The following is a 23,062-nucleotide window of genomic DNA, read 5'->3' on the forward strand; positions in this document are numbered from 1 at the left end:
GCCGGGACCCCCACCTCCACCTACCGTCCGAGTTCCCGGGCGATCCGGTCCACCACCGCGTCCACCTCGACGGCGCTCTGCTCGCCGGACTCCAGGTTCTTCAGCTGGACGACACCCTCGTCGAGGTCGCGCTCCCCCGCGATGACGGCGTAGCGCGCCCCGCTGCGGTTGGCCATCTTCATGGCGCCCTTCAGGCCGCGCCCGCCGAAGGCGAAGTCGGCGGCGATGCCCGCCCGGCGCAACGCGGTGACCGTGCCGAACAGCACCCGCCGCGCCTGCTCGCCCATCGGAACCGCGAACACACTGGTGGCGGGCGGCAGTTCGAGCTTCACGCCCTCGGCCTCCAGTGCCAGCACGGTCCGGTCCACGCCGAGCGCCCAGCCCACGGACGGCAGCGAGGGGCCGCCGATCATCTCCGAGAGCCCGTCGTAGCGCCCGCCGCCGCCGACCGCCGACTGCGAGCCGAGCCCGTCGTGGACGAACTCGAAGGTGGTGCGGGTGTAGTAGTCGAGCCCGCGGACGAGCCGGGGGTCGTCCTCGTAGTCGACACCGGCCTCGGCGAGCAGTTCGCGGACCTGCTCGTGGTACGCCTTGCAGGCGTCGCACAGGTAGTCGCCGAGCAGCGGCGCACCGGTGAGCTGCTTCTGGACGCTCTCGCGCTTGTCGTCGAGCACCCGCAGCGGGTTGATCTCGATCCGTCGGCGGGTGTCCTCGTCGAGGTCGAGGGCGCGCAGGAACTCCTGGAGCGCGGCCCGGTAGACCGGCCTGCACTCCTTGTCCCCGAGCGAGTTGAGCAGGATCCGGAAGTCACGCAGGCCCAGCGAGCGGTACGCCTGGTCCGCGAGGATGATCAACTCGGCGTCCAGGACCGGGTCCTCGGCGCCGATCGCCTCGGCGCCGATCTGCGAGAAGTGGCGGTAGCGGCCCTTCTGCGGGCGCTCGTAGCGGTAGTACGAGCCGGAGTACCAGAGCTTGACCGGGAGGTTGCCCTCGTTCTGCAGGTTGGCCTGGAGCGCCGCGCGCAGTACGGAGGCGGTGCCCTCGGGCCGCAGCGCGAGCCGGTCGCCGCCCTTGGTCTCGAAGGCGTACATCTCCTTGGTCACGATGTCGGTGGACTCACCGACTCCGCGCGCGAACAGGTCGACGTTCTCGAAGCCCGGGGTCTCCACATAGCCGTACCCGGAGTTCTTCAGCGGCGCGGCGAGGGCCTCGCGCACCGCGAGGAACGTCGCCGAGTCCGGCGGAAGGAGGTCGTAAGTGCCCTTGGGGGCCTGAAAGGTGGTCACGGAAGTCTCGTCACATTCCTCGTCGCGGGGCGGATCCCTGATCCGGCCCCAGGCCGGCGGCCACCTGCCGCAGATACGGGTTGGTGGCGCGCTCCTGGCCGATGGTCGTCTGGGGACCGTGCCCCGACAGCACCACGGTCGAGTCGTCGAGCGGGAGGCACACCCTGGCCAACGACTCGAGGATCTCCGCGTGACTGCCGCCGGGCAGGTCGGTGCGGCCGATGGAGCCGGCGAACAGCAGGTCGCCCGAGAAGAAGACCGAGGGGATCTCCTGGGTCTCGGGCATCCGGAAGGTCACCGACCCCCTGGTATGCCCGGGCGCGTGGGAGACGCCGAATTCCAGCCCGGCCAGCGGGAGGCGCGCACCGTCGGTCAGTTCCCGTACGTCGTCGGGTTCGCCCACGGTCAGATCGCCCATCAGCTGCATGCCGATGGAGCGGCCGAGCGCCTTCTCCGGGTCGCTCATCATGTAGCGGTCCTCGGGGTGGATCCACGCCGGCACCTCGTGCGCTCCGCACACCGGGACGACGGAGGCCACGTGATCGAGGTGGCCGTGGGTCAGGATGACCGCGACGGGCTTGAGCCGATGCTTCTTCAGCGTTTCCTCGACGCCCTCGGCGGCCTGGTGGCCCGGGTCGATGATCACGCACTCCTCGCCAGCGGCGGGGGCGACCAAGTAGCAGTTGGTGCCCCAGGCCCCGGCGGGGAACCCGGCAATGAGCACGATCGTCCTTCATTCGTCGTCGGCGGGAGTCGGCCGCACCGCTCCGAGTGGAGAATGCGGCTGCTCAGAGCCTACCGGCGGTGCGGTTTTCACAGCCAACCCGTATACGGTACGGGGCACCCGTTCCCGGCCGCCCCCGCCGGGTACGGGCCGGACGGTCGCAGCACGGGCGGCAGGTACAGGAGACGATCTGTGGTCAGCCAGGAACAGCGGCGCAAGCAGCTCGCCAGAGAGAAGCGGATACGGCAGCACGAACGCCGGGAAGCCGCGCAGCGCCAGGCGAGAAAGCGCAACGCGCTGATCGGCGGAGCCCTTGTGACCGTCCTCGCGGTGGTCGGCGGGCTCTTCGCGGCCGGTGTCTTCGACGGCGACGACGCCGAGGCCACGAGCGGCCCGTGCGCCGAGCCCGCCAAGGGCAAGCCGAAGAAGCTGAGTTTCCCGAAGGAACCGGCGATGAGTATCGACAAGTCGGCCGCCTACCGGATGAAGCTCGACACGACCTGCGGGGACATCGACCTCTCGCTGGACGCGAAGGCCGCCCCGCACACGGTCAACTCCTTCAACTTCCTTGTCGGCAAGGGCTATCTGGACCACACCCGCTGCCACCGGCTCACCAAGGGCAATGTGAACGTGCTCCAGTGCGGCGATCCCACGGGCACAAGTGAGGGCGACCCGGGCTACTCGGTCCCCGACGAGAACCTCGACTCCAAGCGGCTGAGCGGCGGGGTCTATCCGGCGGGCACGGTCGCCATGGCCAATACGTACAACGCCACCACCGGCAAGGGCCGTGACAGCGGCGGAAGTCAGTTCTTCCTCGTCTACGCGGACAGCCAACTGCCGCCCGACTACACGCCGTTCGGCACCGTCTCCGCGGACGGTATGCGGGTTCTGAAGAAGATCGCCGACGAGGGTGAGAGCACCGGGCAGGGTGACGGTCCGCCCAGCGCGAACGTCGTCATCGACAAGGCGCGGGTCACCAGGTCCTGACGACGCCGGATTCGGGTCGTCCCGGGCGTGTTTCCACCACTGTTCGCATCCGGGGGCGCACGGGGCGTATTCAAGCGCCCCTGGTGGCTCCTGCCTCGCCCGTTATGGCGTGCGCTATGCCGCGCGGTGGGGGACAGCCGCCCCGCCGGTCGCCTATGTTGGCCGTGACGAAACTGTGGACGATGCCCGGGGCGGGCGAAGCCCGGGGGGCATCATGTGGAGGAGGCGCTGTGAGCAGCGACCCGTGGGGCCGCGTCGACGAGACGGGCACCGTGTACGTGCGTACGGCCGACGGCGAGAAGGTCGTCGGTTCCTGGCAGGCCGGATCTCCGGACGAGGCCCTGGCCTACTTCGAGCGCAAGTACGAGGGCCTGGTTGTGGAGATCGGCCTCCTCGAACGCAGGGTGAAAACCACCGATCTGAGCGCGAAGGACGCGCAGACCGCCATCGGTCATCTGCGCGAGCAGGTGGACGCGCACCACGCGGTCGGTGACCTGGACGCCCTGCGTACGCGGCTCGACAAGCTTGTCGAGACCGTCGAGGCGCGCCGCGAGGAGCGCAAGGTACAGAAGGCCAAGCAGTCCGACGAGGCGCGGCACGCCAAGGAGGCGCTGGTCAACGAGGCCGAGGAGCTGGCCCAGAGCGAGCAGTGGCGGGTGGCCGGGGAACGGCTGCGTGCCCTTGTCGACACCTGGAAGGGCCTGCCGCGACTCGACCGCAAGTCGGACGACGAGCTGTGGCACCGCTTCTCGCACGCCCGCTCGGCGTTCTCCAAGCGGCGCAAGGCGCACTTCGCGTCCCTCGACGCCCAGCGCGAGGATGCCCGTAAGACCAAGGAACGTCTGGTCGCCGAGGCCGAGTCGCTGTCGAACTCCACCGACTGGGGTGCCACCGCGGCGCGTTACCGCGAGCTGATGGCCGAGTGGAAGGCCGCGGGCCGGGCCCAGCGCGAGCACGAGGACGACCTGTGGAACCGCTTCCGCGGTGCGCAGGACGTCTTCTTTGCCGCGCGCTCGGCGGTGTTCGCCGAACGCGACGCCGAGCAGTCGGAGAACCTGAAGCTGAAGGAGGAACTGGCCGCCGAGGCCGAGAAGTTGCTCCCGGTGACGGACCTCAAGGCCGCCCGTGCCGCGTTCCGTGGGATCAACGAGCGCTGGGAGGCGATCGGGCACGTACCGCGCGACGCCCGCCCCAAGGTCGAGGGCCGGATGCACACCGTGGAGCGCGCCCTCCAGGACTCGGAAGAGGCCGAGTGGCGCCGGACCAACCCGGAGGCCAGGGCCCGTGCCGAGGGTCTGACCGGTCAACTCCAGGCCGCTGTCGACAAGTTGACCAAGCAGATCGAGACCGCCCGCGCCGCGGGCAACTCGGCCAGGGCGGACAAGCTCCAGAAGGAGCTCGACGGCCGCCAGGCACTGCTGGACCAGGCTCTGAAGGGGCTTCAGGAGTTCGGCGGCTGAGCCGCCGGGCCCTGAGCCCGTACGGGAGAACCCCCGGCGCCCGCGAGGGCGTTCGGGGGTTCTTTCGTGGTACGGGAGTTCTTTCGTCGTACGGGGCCGTTGCCGCACGGGCAGGCCGGCCTCCGGGGCTCAGGGCCTGCGCGCCGACGTCACCCGGTAGACGTCGTACACACCCTCCACGCCCCGTACCGCCTTCAGCACATGCCCGAGATGCTTCGGGTCGCCCATCTCGAAGGTGAAGCGGGAGGTGGCGACCCGGTCGCGGGAGGTCTGTACGGCCGCGGAGAGGATGTTGACGTGCTGGTCGGACAGGACGCGCGTGACGTCCGACAGGAGTCGGGAGCGGTCCAGGGCCTCGACCTGGATGGCCACCAGGAAGACGGACGACTGGGTGGGCGCCCATTCGACGTCGAGCATCCGCTCCGGCTCCCTGGCCAGGGAGTCGATGTTGACGCAGTCGGTGCGGTGCACCGAGACGCCGCTGCCGCGGGTGACGAAGCCGATGATGGGGTCGCCCGGAACCGGCGTACAACAGCGGGCGAGCTTGACCCAGACGTCCTCGACGCCCTTGACGACCACACCCGGGTCCGCGCTGGAGCGACGGCCCCGGCCGCGGCCGGTGCGCACCGGCGGCGCGGTCTCGGCGATGTCCTCGTTGGCGGCCTCCTCGCCGCCGAGCGCCTGGACCAGCTTCTGTACGACGTTCTGCGCGGCCACATGGCCCTCGCCGATCGCCGCGTACAGCGAGGAGATGTCCGGGTAGCGCATCTCATGGGCGAGGGTGACCAGGGAGTCGCCGGTGAGGATGCGCTGGATGGGCAGGTTCTGCTTGCGCATCGCCCGCGCGATGGCGTCCTTGCCCTGCTCGATGGCCTCGTCCCGGCGCTCCTTGGAGAACCAGGCCCGGATCTTGTTGCGCGCCCGGGGTGACTTGACGAAGCCGAGCCAGTCCCTGGAGGGTCCCGCGCCGGTGGCCTTGGAGGTGAAGACCTCCACCAAGTCGCCGTTGTCCAGGGTGGATTCGAGGGGTACGAGACGTCCGTTGACGCGTGCCCCTATGGTGCGGTGGCCGACCTCGGTGTGCACCGCGTACGCGAAGTCGACCGGAGTGGCGCCCGCCGGGAGCGCTATCACGTCGCCCTTGGGCGTGAAGACGAAGACCTCGTTGCGGGAGAGGTCGAAGCGCAGCGACTCCAGGAACTCCGAGGGGTCCTCGGTCTCCTTCTGCCAGTCGAGCAACTGCCGCAGCCAGGCCATGTCGTTGACGGCGTCGGCGTCCTTGCCGGACTTGCCCGCGCCGCGTGCCGGGTCCGTACGCACCTTGGAGGCACCGGCCACGGCCTCCTGCTTGTACTTCCAGTGCGCGGCGATGCCGTACTCGGCACGGCGGTGCATGTCGAAGGTGCGGATCTGCAGTTCGACGGGCTTGCCCGAGGGGCCGATCACCGTGGTGTGCAGTGACTGGTACATGTTGAACTTCGGCATCGCGATGTAGTCCTTGAACCGGCCGGGGACCGGATTCCATCGCGCGTGCACCGTGCCGAGGGCCGCGTAGCAGTCGCGGACCGTGTCGACAAGGACACGAATCCCCACCAGGTCGTAGATCTCCGCGAAGTCCCGGCCGCGGACGATCATCTTCTGGTAGACGCTGTAGTAGTGCTTCGGGCGGCCGGTGACGGTGGCCTTGATCCGGGCGGCGCGCAGGTCCGCCTGCACCTCGTCGGTCACTATCGCCAGATACTCGTCGCGCTTGGGCGCCCGTTCCGCGACCAGCCGTACGATCTCGTCGTACATCTTGGGGTAGAGGATCGCGAAGGCGAGGTCCTCCAGCTCCCACTTGATGGTGTTCATGCCCAGGCGGTGGGCGAGCGGAGCGTAGATCTCCAGCGTCTCGCGGGCCTTCTTCTCCTGCTTCTCCCGCTTGAGGTAGCGCATGGTGCGCATGTTGTGCAGGCGGTCGGCGAGCTTGATGACCAGGACCCGCGGGTCCTTGGCCATGGCGACGACCATCTTGCGCACGGTCTCGGCCTGCGCGGCCTCGCCGAACTTGACCTTGTCCAGCTTGGTGACGCCGTCGACGAGCAGGGCGACCTGGTCGCCGAAGTCGCGCCGCAGAGTGTCCAGGCCGTACTCGGTGTCCTCGACGGTGTCGTGCAGCAGTCCGGCCATCAGGGTCGCCGGGTCCATGCCCAGCTCGGCCAGGATGGTCGTCACCGCGAGCGGATGCGTGATGTACGGGTCACCGCTCTTGCGCTTCTGGCCCCGGTGCCAGCGCTCGGCGACCTGGTAGGCGCGCTCGATCTGGCGCAGCGTCGAAGTCTCGATCTTGGGGTCGTTGCTGCGCACGGCCCGCAACAGAGGTTCCAGGACCGGGTTGTACGGGTTCGAACGCTGCACGCCGAGGCGCGCGAGCCGGGCGCGGACACGGTTGGACGAGGCGTTGCGTGACGTGGCACCGGCCGTGGGGCGCACCCCGGGCGCCACGGCACCGCGTTCGGCGGGCGGGGCGGGACGCGACTGCGCCGCCCGCGGCTCACCGGTCGCGGGCTTGTCGGCCGAGGCGGTCTCGGCACGGGGGGCGGCAGAAGCCGCGGGCCGTCCGGACTGCTCGTCGGACGCGGCGGCGATGGGCTGGGCCTCGTCTGGCAAAGGGCGCTCCTCGGTGCGCGAGCCGGGTCCACCGGTCAGGCCCCGGACAACCATGGTAGCGAGCGCGGGGAGGGGGCTCGCCCCGAGCCTTCCGGTGGGGCAGCGTGACCCGTGTCAACGCACGAGGCGGGCGCCGGATTCCTCCGGGCCCGCCTCGTTTTGTCCGCCGTGCCGTTCCGGTACGCGCCGGTCGCCGCTCGCGGCGTCCGCGGCCTCGGCCGGCAGCGATCCCGATCAGACCGTGAGCAACGCCTCCAGCGGAGCACCGTCGAGTGCGGCCTCCAGCCGGGTCCTGCCGTTCAGGAACCCGAGTTCCATCAGGACGACGGCGCCCGCGACCTCGGCACCCGCCCTGCGGACGAGCTGGACGGAAGCCTCGGCGGTGCCGCCGGTGGCCAGGACGTCGTCGACGATCAGCACGCGGTCCGCGCCCGAGAGGTCCTCGGCGTGCACCTCGATCTCGGCCGAGCCGTACTCCAGGTCGTAGGACTGCCCCAGGGTGGCGCCCGGGAGTTTGCCCGCCTTGCGGACCGGGATGAAGCCCACGCCCGCGCGGACGGCGGCGGGCGCGCCCAGGATGAAGCCGCGAGCCTCCAGGCCGACGATCTTCGTCGCACCGTTGCGCACCGCCGACTCGGCGAGCGCCTCGGTGAGCGCGGTGAACGCCTGCGGATCCGCGAGCAGCGGGGTGATGTCCTTGAACATCACACCCGGCTGCGGGTAATCCGCCACGTCCCGGATCCGGCTGAGCAGGAGCTCCTTGAGGGTGGCCGGGTCGGTCATCGGCGCTTCCCCGAGGGGCGCCCGCGGCCACGACCGCGGGAGACCGGCTGGTTGCGCGGACCGACGACGGCCGCGGCGCTCGCGCCTCCGGCGGTCGCCACCGGCTCCCCGTCGTCGTCCCCGTCCGAGGGCTCGTCCCGGCCCGTCTCCAGCGACTCGCCCTTGGCCGCGGCGGCCGCGCGCTTGGCGAGCACGCGCTTGCGCAGCGCCTTCATCTCCGGCTGGCGCTCCTTGAGGTCGGCGACCAGCGGCGTGGCGATGAAGATCGAGGAGTACGCACCGGCCGCGAGGCCGACGAAGAGCGACAGCGAGATGTCGTTCAGCATGCCCGCGCCCATGGCGCCGCCACCGATGAACAGCAGACCGGCGACCGGGAGCAGCGCGACCACCGTGGTGTTGATCGACCGCACCAGGGTGCCGTTGATCGACCGGTTCGCGATCTCGCTGTACGTCCAGCGGTTCTGTTTGAGGATGTCCTTCGAGCTCTCCTTGAGGGAGTCAAAGACCACCACCGTGTCGTAGAGCGAATAACCGAGGATGGTGAGCAGACCGATCACGGTGCCCGGGGTGACCTCGAAGCCCACCAGAGCATAGATGCCGACGGTGATGGTGATGTCGTGGATCAGCGCGATCAGGGCCGCGATCGCCATGCGCCATTCGAAGGCGATCGCCAGATAGATCACCACCAGCACCATGAAGACCCATAGGCCTGTCCAGGCCTTCTGGGCGACCTGTTCACCCCAGCTCGGTCCGACCAGCTCGGCGCTGATCTTGTTCTCGCTGATCTTCAGATCCTTGGCGAGCTCTTCCTTGATCTGCGTGGACTTGGTGGGGTCCACGTCGCTGATCTGGATCCGCACAGCGCCGCTGCCGAGCTTCTGGACGATCGCGTCGTGACCGGAGGCCTTCTCGGCGCTGTGCCGCGCGTCCTCGGTGGACACACTCGTCTTGGGCGTGGTGAAGACCGCGCCGCCCTCGAACTCGATACCCATGTTGAGGCCGCGCACCGTCAGGCCGAGGATCGCCGTGATGGTGATCAGGATCGACAGGCCGTACCAGATCATGCGCTTGCCGACGAAGTCGTATCCGACCTCGCCGCGGTAGAGCCTGGCGCCGAGGTTGCCGAGCTTCGACATCTCAGGCCTCCTTCGTGTCGGCGGGACCGGAGGGACGACGACGGGTACGGCGCAGCGGAGGCTTGGCACCGAGCCGCTTGGGGTCGAGCCCGGACCACGGGTGACCGTTGGCGAAGAACTTCTTGCGCGCCATGATCGTCATCAGCGGCTTGGTGAAGAAGAAGACCACCACGACGTCCAGCAGCGTGGTCAGGCCGAGCGTGAACGCAAAGCCCTGCACCTTGCCGACGGTCACGATGAACAGCACCGCTGCCGCGAGGAAGGACACGAAGTCCGAGACCAGGATGGTGCGCCGGGCCCGCGGCCAGCCGCGCTCCACGGCGGGCCGCAGCGTACGGCCCTCGCGGATCTCATCCCTTATGCGTTCGAAGAAGACGATGAACGAGTCCGCGGTGATACCGATGGCGACGATCGCACCGCAGACCGCGGGCAGGTTCAGCGCGAAGCCGATGGCCGGGCCGAGGAGCGACATGATGGTGTATGTCAGGGCCGCGGACGCGAGCAGCGAGGCGATGGCGATCAGCGACAGGCCGCGGTAGTAGACCACCAGGTAGATGATCACCAGCGCGAGGCCGATGGCACCGGCGAGCAGACCGGCGCGGAGCTGCTCACCGCCGAGGGCCGCGTCCACTGTGTCGACGCTCTGTACCTCGAAGGTCAGCGGCAGGGCACCGAAGGACAGGATGTTGGCCAGGTCCTTGGCCTCCTGCTGGTCCATGCTGCCGGAGATCTCGGCGCTGCCCTGGGTGATGCTCTTGGTCACGTACGGGTGCGAGGCGACCTCACCGTCGAGCAGGATGGCGAACTCGTTCTGCGGCGACTGCTTCTGCGCCAGCTGGCCGGTGATGTCGGCGAACTGGTCCCGGCCCTTGCCGGTGAAGTCCATCGAGACCTGCCACTCACCGTTCTGCTGGTTGATGAGTGCCTTGGCGCCGTCGACCTCGGTGCCCTTCATGGCGACCGGGCCGAGGATGAACTTCTGCCACTGCTTCTCGCCGTCCTCGCCACAGGCGAGCATGGGCTCCTTGGAGGAGACCGGCTTGGAGGCGATCGCGGAGCGGGACTTCGCGGTGGTGCAGTCGAGCTTTTCGAAGCGCTTCTGGAGGTCGGCGGCCTCGGCCTCGCCGCCCGGCTTGGTGGGCTCGGGGGTCGGCTTGCGCACCCCGTCGCCGGGCTTCGTCGAAGCCTCCGGCGTGGGGGTGGGGTCGGCCTTGAGAGCCTCGGGAAGGACGCGGCCCTGAGTCGTCGGGGAGGCGCTCGGGGCGTCGGAGGAACCCTCGGTGGCCTTGTCGGCGGGCTTGTCGTTCTTGTCGCCCTCGGCGCTGTCACCCTTCTCGGGCTTCTCCGGCTTCTGGCTCCCGGACTCGCTCGGCGAGGGCTTGGGGTTCGGCGGCTGCTGCTCCGGGCCGGTCGCGGGCGCGCGGGTCAGCACAGGCCGGAAGAACAGCTGCGCCGTCGTACCGACCTGCTCCTGCGCCTGCTTGCTGTTGGTGCCCTTGGGGATGTTGACGACGATGTGCTCGTCGCCCTGGGTCTGCACCTCGGCCTCGGAGACACCGAGACCGTTGACGCGGCGCTCGATGATGCCGACGGCGGTGTCCAGGTCCTCCTTGCGGACTTCGCCCTTCTTACCGGGCTGGTTCTTCGCTTCCAGCGTGATGCTCGTGCCGCCGGCGAGGTCGATGCCCAGACGGGGCTTGGTGTGGCCGGAGGCGAACATGCCGCCGGTGAGCGCCGCGATGGCGATCAGGATGAGGACCAGGGTGCGCCCAGGATTGCCCTGGGAGGGGGACCTCCGACCCTTCTTGGGTGCTGCCACCTTCTCGTACTCCCTCTCGGGCCGAGCGCCCGCGACTGTGCGGAACGGACCGGCCATGGCCAGATGTGGGGGACTCCGCGCGGGGACCGGGTGCGGTGAGTGCGAGCGGCTGCCCGGCCCGGTGGCGGCTACTTCGCGTCGGACTCGCCGTCGGTCTTCTTCGGCGCGGCGTCCTCGCTCTCGGCCTTGGCGGGCTCGTCGTGCTTGCCGAGGTCGATGCGCGCGTCGTCGTCCGAGTCCGCGGAGTCGGCCGTGTCGTCGGACTTGGAGTCCGAGACGTCGCCGGTGAGGGAGGAGGCGTCGTCGGGCACCTCGGTGCCGTGGACGATGCGGTTGTACTCGTCGTCGTCGAGCACGGCACCCACGGCGTTCTTGCCGTAGATCGCGTGGATGCCGGGGGCGACCTCGAGGAGCACCGTGTCCTCGCCGACCTCCTTCACGGTGGCGTACATGCCGCCGATGGTGCGGATGCCGGTGCCGGGCTGGATCTGGTCCCGCATCTGGACGGCCTGCTGCTGCTTCTTCTTGGCAGACCGGGTCATCAGGAACATGGCCCCGATGAGCACGACGAACGGGAGAAGGGTGACGAGACTCACGGGTCGGAACTTCCTTCATGCGACCGCGCTGGGGAGCGGGCCTGGTCGTTGGGGGTGGTCGCACCGCCGTACAAGAGCGGCATCGGCGGAGTCTAAGCGAGTCCGCACGAATGGAACAACGCCCGGCAAGTCAACGGGGTTCCTGACGTCCCGGGCGCGCCCGGCGTCACGCCCCGAACAGGTCCTGCTGCCCCGCCCCGCCCGGGGCGGGTGCGGGCGGGGTCAGGCCCAGGTGTGCCCAGGCGGCGGGGGTGGCGACCCGGCCGCGGGGGGTGCGGGCGAGCAGTCCCTCGCGTACCAGGAAGGGCTCGGCGACCTCTTCGACGGTCTCGCGCTCCTCTCCCACCGCGACGGCCAGGGTGGACAGGCCGACCGGTCCGCCGCCGAAGAGCTTGAGCAGCGCGGTGAGGACGGCGCGGTCGAGCCGGTCGAGGCCGCGTTCGTCGACCTCGTACACCCCGAGGGCGGCCGCGGCGATCTCGCGGGTGATCCGGCCGTCGGCCTTGACCTGGGCGTAGTCCCGGACCCGGCGCAGCAGACGGTTGGCGATACGCGGGGTGCCGCGGGAGCGTCCGGCGATCTCTGCGGCGCCCTCCGCGTCGACGTCGACCTCCAGCAGGCTCGCGGAACGGTCGACGACCCGCCGCAGCTCGGAGGGTTCGTAGAACTCCATGTGAGCGGTGAACCCGAAGCGGTCGCGCAGCGGAGGCGGCAGCAGTCCGGCCCGGGTGGTGGCCCCGACCAGGGTGAACGGCGGCAGTTCCAGCGGGATGGCGGTGGCGCCCGGGCCCTTGCCGACGATCACGTCGACGCGGAAGTCCTCCATCGCCATGTACAGCATTTCCTCGGCGGGCCGGGACATCCGGTGGATCTCGTCGAGGAAGAGCACCTCGCCCTCCTGGAGGGAGGAGAGGATCGCGGCCAGGTCACCGGCGTGCTGGATGGCGGGGCCGCTGGTGATGCGGATCGGGGCGCCCATCTCGGCGGCGATGATCATCGACAGGGTGGTCTTGCCGAGGCCGGGTGCGCCGGAGAGCAGGACGTGGTCGGCGGTGGCGCCGCGCTGCCGGGCAGCCCTGAGGACCAGGTCGAGTTGTTCGCGCACCCGCTCCTGGCCGACGAACTCCCCGAGCGACTTGGGGCGCAGGGCCGCTTCCACGGCCTGGTCCTCGCCGTCGGCGTCGGCGGCGACGAGCCGTCCTTCGGTGGCGTCCTCGGGGGCGGGTGAGGTGTCGTCCCAGTTCACGGGTTCGGGCCTCGCGGGGTCGTGGCGGGGGTTCCGCCGGTGTGCGGTGGCTGGATACGCGGGAGCGGCTGCCGCGGTACGGACGGCGGTCGTGCACCGTCGGCGGGGCTGCCGCCGGATGCGGACGTCAACCTGATGCCGGACCTTTCACCGCATCGAGCGGGGCCCAACTCCCTTGACGGTAGGGCCCGGGAGCGAATCGGCGGACGGCGGCTGACGGACGAGGGGGTCATCGGGCCCGGTTCAGGGTCTGCAGTGCGGCCTTGAGCAGTGCGCCGACCTCGGGGCTCTCGGACTGTTCGGCCTGCGGGGTGACCGCGGCCACCGCCTCGTCGGCCTCACGGGTCGCGTACCCGAGTCCGATGAGCGCGGCGTGCAACTGGTCGCGCCAGCCCGCGGTCACCGGGGCGCCCACCAGGGGCGTGCCGCCGAGCGGGGCGCCGAGGCGGTCCTTGAGTTCGAGCAGGAGTTTCTGGGCGCCCTTCTTGCCGATACCGGGGACAGCGGTCAACGCCTTCTCGTCGGCGGTGGCGACGGCGCGGCGCAGGGCGTCCGGGCTGTGCACGGCGAGCATGGCCTGGGCCAGCCGCGGTCCGACGCCGCTGGCGGTCTGCAGCAGTTCGAAGGTCTGGCGCTCGTCGTCATCGGCGAAGCCGTACAGCGTCAGCGAGTCCTCGCGCACCACCAACGAGGTGGCGAGCTTGGCCTGTTGACCCAGGCGCAGTGCGGAGAGGGTGCCGGGGGTGCACTGCACGGCCATTCCGACACCGCCGACCTCGACCACCGCGCTGTCGGGTGCGAGGGCGGCGACGGTGCCGTTGACGAAGGCGATCATGGCCTGACCTTCCGTACGGGTGCGGGCCGCCGCGCGCCGAGGGCCGCGGCCTGGGCCTGCTGAAGTCGGTTCTGGGCGGGGGCGCGCCAGATGTGGCAGATGGCGAGGGCCAGGGCGTCGGCCGCGTCGGCCGGTTTGGGCGGCGCGTCCAGCCGGAGCAGGCGGGTCACCATGCTGGTCACCTGGGCCTTGTCGGCACGGCCGTTGCCCGTCACGGCCGCCTTGACCTCACTGGGCGTGTGCAGCGCGACCGGCAGTCCGCGGCGCGCGGCGCACAGCATCGCCACCGCGCTGGCCTGGGCCGTACCCATCACGGTACGGACGTTGTGCTGGCTGAACACCCGCTCCACCGCGACGAGTTCGGGCCGGTAGGTGTCCAGCCACTCCTCGATGCCGCGCTCCACCTCGACCAGCCGGGGGGCGATGTCGGCACCGGGGTCGGTGCGCACCACGCCCACGCCCAGCATGCTCAACTGCCGCCCCGCGGTGCCCTCGACGACTCCCACGCCGCAGCGTGTGAGTCCCGGGTCGACGCCCAGTACCCGCATGACCTCCCCTGACTTCGCTCATCGGTTCGTGCAGGCTATCGGCCGGCACCGACAACGCCGGTACGGACACCGCCGCACGGCCCCGCATACACGAGCGGGCCGGGCGGGAATCTCCCCGCCGGCCCGCTCGGTGTGCCGGTGTGCGGTCGCTCAGGCGTCGACCTTCTCCATGACCTCGTCGGAGACGTCGAAGTTGGCGAAGACGTTCTGCACGTCGTCGCTGTCCTCGAGGGCGTCGATGAGCTTGAAGATCTTGCGCGCGCCCTCTTCGTCGAGCTCGACCTGCATGGTCGGGACGAAGTTGGCGTCGGCGGAGTCGTAGTCGATGCCCGCCTCCTGGAGCGCGGTGCGCACCGCCACCAGGTCGGTCGCCTCGCTGAGGACCTCGAAGGACTCGCCGAGGTCGTTGACCTCTTCGGCACCGGCGTCCAGGACGGCACCGAGCACGTCGTCCTCGCTGAGTTCGCCCTTGGGCACGATCACGACGCCCTTGCGGTTGAACAGGTACGAGACGGAGCCCGGGTCGGCCATGTTGCCGCCGTTGCGGGTCATCGCGACGCGGACGTCGGAGGCCGCGCGGTTGCGGTTGTCGGTGAGGCACTCGATGAGCACCGCGACGCCGTTGGGGCCGTAGCCCTCGTACATGATCGTCTCGTACTCGGCGCCACCGGCCTCAAGTCCCGCGCCACGCTTGACCGCCGAGTCGATGTTCTTGTTGGGGACCGACTGCTTCTTGGCCTTCTGGATGGCGTCGAAGAGCGTCGGGTTGCCGTCCACGTCGGCACCGCCCATCCGCGCGGCGACCTCGACGTTCTTGATCAGCTTCGCGAAGAGCTTGCCGCGCTTGGCGTCGATCACGGCCTTCTTGTGCTTCGTCGTGGCCCATTTAGAGTGGCCGGACATCTGCCTGTCTCCTTCGCGTAACCCATCTCCGTACGAACTCCCCCGGAACTCCAAGAGTCCGGGAGGTACCCCCGGAGATCCTACAAGGAGGCCCGGGGTACCCGGTTCCCGCACTGACGCGGGCCGGTGTCACCGATTCTTTCGCACCATGTCGACGAACAGGGCGTGAATCCGGTGGTCGCCGGTGAGTTCGGGGTGGAACGAGGTGGCGAGTGCGTTGCCCTGGCGCACGGCGACGATGTGGCCCTCGTGCTCGGCGAGCACCTCGGTGGCCGCGCCGACCGACTCCACCCACGGGGCGCGGATGAAGACGCCGTGCACCGGGTCGCCCTCGATCCCCTTGACCGCGACCTCGGCCTCGAAGGACTCGTTCTGCCTGCCGAAGGCGTTGCGGCGGACGATCATGTCGATGCCGCCGAGGGTCTCCTGGCCGGAGCGGGGGTCCAGGATCTTGTCCGCGAGCATGATCAGTCCGGCGCAGGTGCCGTAGACCGGGAGCCCGGCCGCGATGCGCTCGCGCAGGGGGGCCATCAGGCCGAAGAGGACGGCCAGTTTGGACATCGTGGTCGACTCGCCGCCCGGCAGGACGAGGCCGTCGACCTCGGCGAGTTCCTCGGGGCGCCGCACGGGCCTCGCCACCGCGTCGGCGGTGGCGAGGGCCACGAGGTGCTCCCGTACGTCGCCCTGCAGTGCCAGGACGCCGATCACGGGTGTGCTGCTCATCAGTACCTTCTGTGCCTTCTGTTGCCGTCGGGCCGTTGCCCGGCGGGTGTTACCAGCCGCGGTTGGCGTAGCGCTCGGTCTCCGGGAGGGTGTCGCAGTTGATGCCGACCATGGCCTCGCCCAGGTTGCGGGAGGCGTCCGCGATGATCTTCGGGTCGTCGTAGAAGGTAGTGGCCTTCACGATGGCGGCGGCGCGCTTGGCCGGGTCGCCGGACTTGAAGATGCCGGAGCCGACGAAGACGCCCTCGGCACCGAGCTGGCGCATCAGCGCGGCGTCGGCCGGAGTGGCCACGCCGCCCGCGGAGAACAGCACGACGGGCAGCTTGCCCAGCTCGGCGACCTCCTTGACCAGCTCGTAGGGGGCGCGCAGCTCCTTGGCGGCGGCGTACAGCTCGTGGTTGTCGAGGGCGCGCAGCTTGCCGATCTCGTTCTTGATCTGGCGCAGGTGGCGGACGGCCTCGACGACGTTGCCGGTACCGGCCTCGCCCTTGGAGCGGATCATCGCGGCGCCCTCGGCGATCCGGCGCAGGGCCTCGCCCAGGTTGGTGGCGCCGCACACGAAGGGGGTCGTGAAGGACCACTTGTCGGAGTGGTTGACCTCGTCGGCGGGGGTCAGGACCTCGGACTCGTCGATGTAGTCGACGCCGAGGGACTGCAGCACCTGGGCCTCGACGAAGTGGCCGATGCGGGACTTGGCCATCACGGGGATGGAGACCGCGCCGATGATGCCCTCGATCATGTCGGGGTCCGACATCCGGGCCACGCCGCCGTCCTTGCGGATGTCGGCGGGGACCCGCTCCAGGGCCATGACGGCGACCGCGCCCGCGTCCTCGGCGATCTTCGCCTGCTCCGGGGTGACGACGTCCATGATCACGCCGCCCTTCAGCTGCTCGGCCATGCCCCGCTTGACGCGGGTGGTGCCGGTCTGCGGAGTCTCGGCGGCGGTGTTCGGGAGCGTGCTGGACACGGATGACCTCACTCGGGGGAAGAAGGCTTATTGCTGGACCGAGCAAACCCTTGTGGAGCAGGCCACAGCAAGGGCCAATGAACAGCCGGTGGATCGTTTTGGCACCCGGGTGGGGGGCCAGGTGGCCGCGAGATGACGTGCCGGGGCGGCCCCCGGACCGCTTCGGCCCCGACAGTGGACCGGCTGCCCGCTCGCTCAACCTCCGTAAGAACTCAGCTTGTTGGACGGTCGGCCAGGGCGGCCGGGGGCTCGTCGTCCATCTCGAAGGCCATCGGGAACGGAGCGTGTCCGGCGAGGCGGAACCAGCGCACCTTGCGGTGCCTGCGCAGCGCACGGGCCGCGCGTACGGCGTCGTTGTGGAAGCGGCGGGCCATCGGCACCCGGCGCACGGCACGGGCGAGTTCCTCGGCGGCGGCCACCCCGCCGGGCGCCTCGCGGACGGCCTCGACCTGTCCGGTGTCCCCGAAGACCGCCCGCAGTGCCTGGCTCAGCTCGCTCTCGGCGACCTCGCGCTGCTCCTCCCCCGACTGGCGGGCCGCGTGCGCCGCCTCGTAGAGGACGATCGACGCGGCCGGGTCGAGCACCTCGGCGGTGGCCAGTTCCTGGGCCACCGAGGCGCGGCGCAGCAGCTGGGCGTCGAGCGCGGCGCGGGCGGCGTCGATCCGGGCGTGCAGCCGGTCCAGGCGCCCGGCGGTCCAGCTCAGGTAGAGGCCGATCGCGAACAGGGCCAGCGCGATCCAGATCAGGGTGGGCATCACGGGCGGAAGGCTACCGGGGGCACCGCGCGCTCAAGGCGCTCCGCGCCCGCCGCCGCGACCCGGCTCCGAAGCACCGGCGGGCCGCCTCAGCTGCGGGCGAGCCCGAATCGCGGCCGCCGCCCGGTCCGGTCGTCGGCGCCGACGGAGGCCGCCCCGTCGGTGACGGTCTCGTAGACGCCGAGGATGTCGGCGCCCACCGTCGACCAGTCGAAGCGGCGTACGTGCGCGCTGCCGAGGGCGCGCAGTTCGGCCCGCCGGTCCGGGTCGCCGAGCAGGCCGAGGGCCGCTGTGGCGAGTTCGTCCGCGTCCTCGTTCGCGAAGAGTTCGCCCGCCTCGCCCCGGTCGAGTACCTGGGCGAAGGCGTCGAGGTCGGCGGCGAGCACCGGCGCACCGGCCGACATGGCCTCGACGAGGATGATCCCGAAGCTCTCGCCACCGGTGTTGGGTGCCACGTACAGGTCGACGCTGCGCAGCAGCCGTGCCTTGTCCTCGTCGCTGACCATGCCGAGGAACTCGACCCGGCCGCGCATCTCGCGCGGCAGGCCCGCGACGGCCTCCTTCTCGTCGCCGCGTCCGGCCACCAGGAGCCGGGTGTCCGGGCGCTCGGCGAACACCGCGGGCAGGGCCTTCATCAACACCGGCAGGCCCTTGCGCGGCTCGTCGATCCGGCCGATGAAGCCGATGGTGCCGCCGGTCTCGCGCTGCTCGGCGGGCGTCTGCCACTCGGGGCGCGGCTCGGCCCCGGCGAAGAAGCCGACGTCCACGCCGTTCGGGATGACCACCGCGTCGCCGCCGAGGTGCTCGACCAGCGTGCGGCGCGCGTACTCGCTGACCGCGATCCGGGCGCTGATCTTCTCCAGGGCCGCTTGCAGGATCGGGTACGCGGCGATCATCGCCCGCGAGCGCGGGTTGGAGGTGTGGAAGGTGGCCACGATCGGGCCCTGCGCCGCCCAGCAGGTGAGCAACCCGAGGGAGGGCGAGGTGGGTTCGTGGATGTGGATCACGTCGAAGGTGCCGTCGTGCAGCCATCGGCGGACCCGCGCGGCGGACAGGAAGCCGAAGTTGAGCCGGGCGACCGAGCCGTTGTACGGCACGGGTACGGCCCGGCCCGCGCTGACCACGTACTCGGGCAGCGGGGTGTCGTCGTCGGCCGGGGCGAGGACGGAGACCTGGTGCCCGAGGGCCCTCAGGTGCTCGGCGAGATCGCGGATGTGGAACTGGACGCCGCCCGGCACGTCCCAGGAGTACGGGCAGACGATCCCGATCTTCACGCGGAGCTCTCCCCGCCCGGCCGGGCGCCCGGCGCCGGATCGCGTCCGGGGTCCAGGTCGCTCAGCCACAGCCGTTGCAGCATGTGCCAGTCCTCGGGGTGGTCGGCGATGCCCGCGGCGAAGACGTCCGCCAGTGCCTGGGTCATGGCGGCCGTCTTCTCGGCCCGGGTGCCCTCGGCGGGCACCTCGACGGGCGGGTGCACCCGGCCCCGGAGCACGGGGCTCTCGTCGTACCAGAGGATGACCGGCAGCAGCAGCGCGCCGGTCTGCTGGGCGAGCGCGGCGGGTCCGGCGGGCATCCGGGCCTTCTCGCCGAAGAAGTCGACGTCCACTCCGGAGGCGGACAGGTCCCGGTCGGCGACCAGACATACCAGGCCGCCCTCGCGCAGCCGCCGGGCCAGGCGGCCGAAGGCGGTGCCGCCGGTGTGCGGCAGCACCTCCATGCCGAGGCTCTCGCGGTAGGCGACGAACCGGTCGTAGAGGCTCTCCGGGCGCAGCCGTTCGGCGACCGTCGCGAAGGGGACGCCGAGTGCGGTGGTGACCCAGGCTCCGGCGAGGTCCCAGTTGGCCAGGTGCGGCAGGGCGAGGACGACACCCTTGCCGGAGGCGAGCCCGTCGGTCAGGTGGTGCACGTCCTCGGGGTCGAAGCCGGTGCGCCTGCGCTGTTCGCTCCAGGCGGGCAGCCGGAAGGACTCCATCCAGTAGCGCAGATACGAGCGCATGCCCGCCCGGGAGAGCTCGGCGAGACGCTCGGGCCCGGCGTCCGGGACCACCCGCGCCAGGTTCGCCTCCAGCCGCAGCACGCTGGTGCCGCGCCGCTTCCAGGTCACGTCGGCGATCGAGCGGCCGAGCCCGGCGGCCACCGGTTCGGGGAGCGTCTTCACGGTGCTCCAGCCGAGGCCGTAGAGCGTGTCGGTGAGCCGGTCCCCGGCACCGCTCACGACCTCGCCCCGCTCTCCTGGGCCGACCCGGTCTCGGCGTCGGCCTCGGCGGCTTCCCTGCGTACCGTCACCACCCGCTGGATGAGGGTGACCACGCTGCCGAGGGCCACGACCCACAGGGCGACCGGCAGCAGGTACTGGATGCCCGGGACGCCGAACTTGTGCAGCCCCGCGAATCCGGCCGCGACGAGCGTGATGACCAGGCGTTCGGCGCGCTCCACCAGGCCGTTGACCGCGACCGGCAGCCCGATGGACTCGCCGCGTGCCTTGGTGTACGAGACCACCTGCCCGCTGGCCAGGCAGAAGATGCTCACCGCGCACAGGATGTTGTCGTCCCCGCCGCCCGCGTACCACAGGGCGAGCCCGCCGAAGATGGCGCTGTCGGCGACCCGGTCGAGGGTCGAGTCGAGGAAGGCGCCCCAGCGGCTCGAACGGCCGAGCTGGCGCGCCATGTTGCCGTCGACCAGGTCCGAGAAGACGAACAGCGTGATGACGACGGTGCCCCAGAAGAACTCGCCCATCGGGAAGAACACGAGCGCTCCCGCGACCACACCCGCGGTACCGAGGAGGGTGACCGTGTCGGGGCTCACCCCGAGGCGGATGAGAAACGCGGCGAACGGGGTGAGGACACGCGTGAAGAATGCACGCGCGTACTTGTTCAGCATGGCCTTCCCGGGGGTTTGGGTGCGCCGCACGGCCCCTGCTGGCCGCCGACCCGGCCATCGTAGTCGTGACGCAGGGTGCCGCCGGTTACGGGCCGGACCGAGCTCGGGCGCCGCCCTCCCCTCACCCGGGCTCCCCCGTCCACCCGCCGGGGCGGCGGGCGGGGCGAGGTGCGGGCGTATGGACGGAAGGTGTCCGCGGTGCAAAGCTCGAAGGACCGCGGGCGTCGCCGGAGCCGCCCGGGGCGTGTGGTGAGAGCGGCGTCGTTCGCCCGCGGGCGGGACGGGTCCTTCACCGCCCGCGCCGGCGCCCGGTCCTCGTACCGACCGCCCCGAGGGCGCGCCGCGAGCTGACCGCGCGCGACACCGGGAGGCACGTCATGGGCGACAAGGCACACGCACAATCCGGAGCCGCCGGCAGGGCACTGTCGGCCGATCGGCCCGCGTCCGTCAGGAACGTGGTGCTGGTCGGCCACAGCGGCGCCGGCAAGACCACCTTGGTGGAGGCACTGGCGCTGACCGCCGGGGCCGTGAACCGCGCGGGCCGGGTGGAGGACGGCACCGCGGTCTCCGACCACGACGAGATCGAGCACCGGCAACAGCGCTCGGTCCAGTTGTCCCTCGTCCCGCTGGCCTGGGACGGACTCAAGATCAACCTCCTGGACACACCCGGCTACGCCGACTTCGTCGGAGAGCTGAGGGCCGGTCTGCGCGCCGCGGACGCGGCCCTCTTCGTCATCTCGGCGGCCGAGGGCGCGGAGGGCGTCGCGGGCGCCACCCGGATGGTCTGGGAGGAGTGCGCGGCCGTGGGCATGCCGCGCGCCATCGTGCTGACGCACCTGGAGACGGCGCGGGCCGGGTTCGAGGAGATGACCCGGATCTGCGCCGAGGTCCTCGGCGGCGACGACCCCGACGCCGTACTCCCGCTGTACCTGCCGCTGCACGGACCCGCGGCCCCGGACGGGCACACGCCCGTCACCGGCCTGATCGGGCTGCTCTCGCAGCGCCTTTTCGACTACGCCTCCGGGGAACGCGTCGCCTCCGAGCCCGACGGGGACCGGATCCCGCTCATCGCACGGGCCCGCAACCGGCTGATCGAGGGGATCATCGCCGAGAGCGAGGACGAGACCCTGATGGACCGCTATCTGAGCGGTGAGCCGATCGACGCCAAGACGCTGGTCCAGGACCTGGAGCGGGCGGTGGCCCGGGGCACCTTCCACCCGGTGCTCGCCGCCGCGCCCGCCGCCGACGGCGCCCGTCAGGGCCTTGGCACGGTGGAACTCCTCGAACTGATCTCCGGCGGTTTCCCGACCCCGCTGGAGCGCGAACTGCCCGAGGTCACCAGCGTCACCGGCCAGTCCCGCCCGCCGCTCACCTGCGACCCCGAGGGCCCGCTGGTGGCGGAGGTCGTCCGCACCGCCTCCGACCCGTACGTGGGACGCGTCTCGCTGGTACGGGTCTTCTCCGGCACCCTGCACCCCGACGAGACGGTCCATGTCTCCGGCCACGGCCTCGCCGACCGGGGCCACGAGGACCACGACGTCGACGAACGGGTCGGCGCCCTGTCGGTGCCCTTCGGCAAGCAGCAGCAGGTGGCCCCGCAGTGCGTCGCGGGCGACCTCGCGTGTGTGGCCCGGCTGTCCCGCGCGGAGACCGGTGACACGCTCTCGGCCAAGGACGACCCGCTGCTCATGTCACCGTGGACGATGCCCGACCCGATGCTCCCGGTCGCCGTCAGGGCGCACAGCAAGTCGGACGAGGACAAGCTCTCGCAGGGGCTCGCCCGCCTGGTCGCCGAGGACCCGACGATGCGTCTGGAGCAGAACCAGGACACCCACCAGGTCGTCCTGTGGTGCCTGGGCGAGGCGCACTCCGCGGTCGCCCTGGAGCGGCTGCGCACCCGCTACGGCGTGCACGTCGACGTGGAACCGCACCGCGTCGCGCTCCGGGAGACCTTCGCCGAGGCGTCGGCGGGCCGCGGGCGGCACGTCAAACAGTCCGGCGGCCACGGGCAGTACGCGATCTGCGAGATCGAGGTGGAGCCGCTGCCGGGCGGCTCGGGCATCGAGTTCGTGGACCGGGTGGTCGGCGGTGCGGTGCCACGGCAGTTCATCCCCTCGGTGGAGAAGGGCGTACGGGCCCAGGCGGAGCGCGGGTTCGGGCACGGGCATCCGCTGGTGGACGTACGGGTCACCCTGGTCGACGGCAAGGCGCACTCGGTGGACTCCTCCGACGCGGCGTTCCAGACGGCGGGCGCGCTCGCCCTGCGCGAGGCCGCCCAGGACACCCCACTGCACCTCCTGGAGCCGGTCGCCGAGATCGAGGTACTGACCGGCGACGACTTCGTGGGCACCGTCCTCAGCGATCTGTCCGGCCGTCGCGGCCGGGTACTCGGCACCGAACAGGCGCCGGGCGGCCGTACCTTGATCCGCGCCGAGGTACCGGATGTGGAGATCGGCCGCTACGCCGTGGACCTGCGCTCGCTGACGCACGGCACCGCCCGGTTCACGCGGGCGTACGCCCGGCACGAACCGATGCCCGCCGCGGTGGCCACGCGCTTCCGTGAGCAACAGGAGGCGGAGCGGGACTGATCGGCGCACGCCCGCGCACACCCACGTACGACTCCGCGGCGCCGGGCCGCCACCGGCCCGGCCCCCGGTCTGCCCCGCCCTCAACTCCCGTACGCACGCCGGGACTTCACCACCGCACAACCGGCGCCCCGCGCTCCGTTCCCGGCTGACGGACGCGCCCCGGACCGATAGGCTGAC

Annotated in this window: 19 protein-coding genes and 1 pseudogene; 3 read left to right on the forward strand and 17 right to left on the reverse strand. The window is 71.0% G+C overall.

Annotation, left to right across the window (positions count from 1 at the left end):
- Positions 1-20 precede the first annotated feature (20 nt).
- Together hisS and HUT18_RS03080 are read right to left on the reverse strand one after the other, a co-directional pair.
- Positions 21-1,286, reverse strand: coding sequence for a histidine--tRNA ligase (hisS, locus tag HUT18_RS03075; protein WP_176097587.1), 1,266 nt, complete (start codon positions 1,284-1,286; stop codon positions 21-23).
- Positions 1,287-1,296: 10 nt separating this feature from the next.
- On the reverse strand, positions 1,297-2,010 hold the full coding sequence (locus HUT18_RS03080) for an MBL fold metallo-hydrolase (protein WP_176097589.1): 714 nt from the start codon (positions 2,008-2,010) through the stop codon (positions 1,297-1,299).
- 192 nt (positions 2,011-2,202) lie between these two features.
- Here HUT18_RS03080 and HUT18_RS03085 point away from each other — a divergent pair, with 192 nt between their 5' ends.
- Together HUT18_RS03085 and HUT18_RS03090 are read left to right on the forward strand one after the other, a co-directional pair.
- The gene (locus HUT18_RS03085) at positions 2,203-2,997 is read left to right on the forward strand and encodes a peptidylprolyl isomerase (protein WP_176097591.1); all 795 of its coding nucleotides are present in this window, start codon (positions 2,203-2,205) and stop codon (positions 2,995-2,997) included.
- 230 nt (positions 2,998-3,227) lie between these two features.
- On the forward strand, positions 3,228-4,457 hold the full coding sequence (locus tag HUT18_RS03090; protein ID WP_176097593.1) for a DUF349 domain-containing protein: 1,230 nt from the start codon (positions 3,228-3,230) through the stop codon (positions 4,455-4,457).
- 129 nt (positions 4,458-4,586) lie between these two features.
- Here HUT18_RS03090 and HUT18_RS03095 read toward each other — a convergent pair whose 3' ends face one another.
- The 15 genes and pseudogenes from HUT18_RS03095 to pgsA form a co-directional block, all read right to left on the reverse strand.
- A complete protein-coding gene (locus HUT18_RS03095; protein WP_176097595.1) occupies positions 4,587-7,106 on the reverse strand; it encodes a bifunctional (p)ppGpp synthetase/guanosine-3',5'-bis(diphosphate) 3'-pyrophosphohydrolase in 2,520 nt (839 codons plus the stop codon).
- A gap of 234 nt (positions 7,107-7,340) precedes the next feature.
- Positions 7,341-7,889, reverse strand: coding sequence for an adenine phosphoribosyltransferase (locus HUT18_RS03100; protein WP_176097596.1), 549 nt, complete (start codon positions 7,887-7,889; stop codon positions 7,341-7,343).
- A complete protein-coding gene (gene secF / locus HUT18_RS03105; protein ID WP_176097598.1) occupies positions 7,886-9,025 on the reverse strand; it encodes a protein translocase subunit SecF in 1,140 nt (379 codons plus the stop codon). Before secF ends, HUT18_RS03100 begins: the two co-directional genes overlap by 4 nt.
- A 1-nt stretch (position 9,026) precedes the next feature.
- Positions 9,027-10,844, reverse strand: a complete 1,818-nt coding sequence (gene secD / locus HUT18_RS03110; protein ID WP_176097600.1) for a protein translocase subunit SecD — start codon at positions 10,842-10,844, stop codon at positions 9,027-9,029.
- A 128-nt stretch (positions 10,845-10,972) separates the two neighbouring features.
- Positions 10,973-11,440 (reverse strand): preprotein translocase subunit YajC, encoded by a 468-nt coding sequence (gene yajC / locus HUT18_RS03115; protein WP_176097602.1) that lies wholly within the window; start codon positions 11,438-11,440, stop codon positions 10,973-10,975.
- 166 nt (positions 11,441-11,606) lie between these two features.
- The gene (gene ruvB, locus HUT18_RS03120; RefSeq protein ID WP_176097603.1) at positions 11,607-12,686 is read right to left on the reverse strand and encodes a Holliday junction branch migration DNA helicase RuvB; all 1,080 of its coding nucleotides are present in this window, start codon (positions 12,684-12,686) and stop codon (positions 11,607-11,609) included.
- Between the two features lie 229 nt (positions 12,687-12,915).
- Positions 12,916-13,521 (reverse strand): Holliday junction branch migration protein RuvA, encoded by a 606-nt coding sequence (gene ruvA / locus HUT18_RS03125; RefSeq protein ID WP_176097605.1) that lies wholly within the window; start codon positions 13,519-13,521, stop codon positions 12,916-12,918.
- Complete coding sequence (gene ruvC / locus HUT18_RS03130; protein ID WP_176097607.1) at positions 13,518-14,069, reverse strand: crossover junction endodeoxyribonuclease RuvC; 552 nt, start codon at positions 14,067-14,069, stop codon at positions 13,518-13,520. Before ruvC ends, ruvA begins: the two co-directional genes overlap by 4 nt.
- A gap of 150 nt (positions 14,070-14,219) precedes the next feature.
- A complete protein-coding gene (locus HUT18_RS03135) occupies positions 14,220-14,972 on the reverse strand; it encodes a YebC/PmpR family DNA-binding transcriptional regulator (protein WP_176097609.1) in 753 nt (250 codons plus the stop codon).
- A gap of 129 nt (positions 14,973-15,101) precedes the next feature.
- A complete protein-coding gene (gene pdxT, locus HUT18_RS03140) occupies positions 15,102-15,695 on the reverse strand; it encodes a pyridoxal 5'-phosphate synthase glutaminase subunit PdxT (RefSeq protein WP_176097610.1) in 594 nt (197 codons plus the stop codon).
- Positions 15,696-15,744: 49 nt separating this feature from the next.
- Positions 15,745-16,593, reverse strand: a complete 849-nt coding sequence (gene pdxS, locus HUT18_RS03145) for a pyridoxal 5'-phosphate synthase lyase subunit PdxS (protein ID WP_254878926.1) — start codon at positions 16,591-16,593, stop codon at positions 15,745-15,747.
- Positions 16,594-16,874: 281 nt separating this feature from the next.
- Complete coding sequence (locus HUT18_RS03150; protein WP_176097614.1) at positions 16,875-17,420, reverse strand: hypothetical protein; 546 nt, start codon at positions 17,418-17,420, stop codon at positions 16,875-16,877.
- 86 nt (positions 17,421-17,506) lie between these two features.
- On the reverse strand, positions 17,507-18,691 hold the full coding sequence (locus tag HUT18_RS03155; protein WP_176097615.1) for a glycosyltransferase family 4 protein: 1,185 nt from the start codon (positions 18,689-18,691) through the stop codon (positions 17,507-17,509).
- Positions 18,688-19,632: a phosphatidylinositol mannoside acyltransferase gene (locus HUT18_RS03160; RefSeq protein ID WP_176097617.1), complete on the reverse strand. Its 945-nt coding sequence runs from the start codon at positions 19,630-19,632 to the stop codon at positions 18,688-18,690. Before HUT18_RS03160 ends, HUT18_RS03155 begins: the two co-directional genes overlap by 4 nt.
- Positions 19,629-20,355, reverse strand: a pseudogene (gene pgsA, locus HUT18_RS03165) (phosphatidylinositol phosphate synthase). The gene HUT18_RS03160 and the pseudogene pgsA overlap by 4 nt, the downstream one beginning before the upstream one ends.
- Before the next feature lie 319 nt (positions 20,356-20,674).
- Between pgsA and HUT18_RS03170 the strand changes: the two are divergent.
- Positions 20,675-22,885 (forward strand): elongation factor G-like protein EF-G2, encoded by a 2,211-nt coding sequence (locus HUT18_RS03170; RefSeq protein ID WP_176097619.1) that lies wholly within the window; start codon positions 20,675-20,677, stop codon positions 22,883-22,885.
- The last annotated feature ends 177 nt before the right edge of the window (positions 22,886-23,062 follow it).

This window comes from Streptomyces sp. NA04227, assembly GCF_013364195.1.
Taxonomy (GTDB): domain Bacteria; phylum Actinomycetota; class Actinomycetes; order Streptomycetales; family Streptomycetaceae; genus Streptomyces.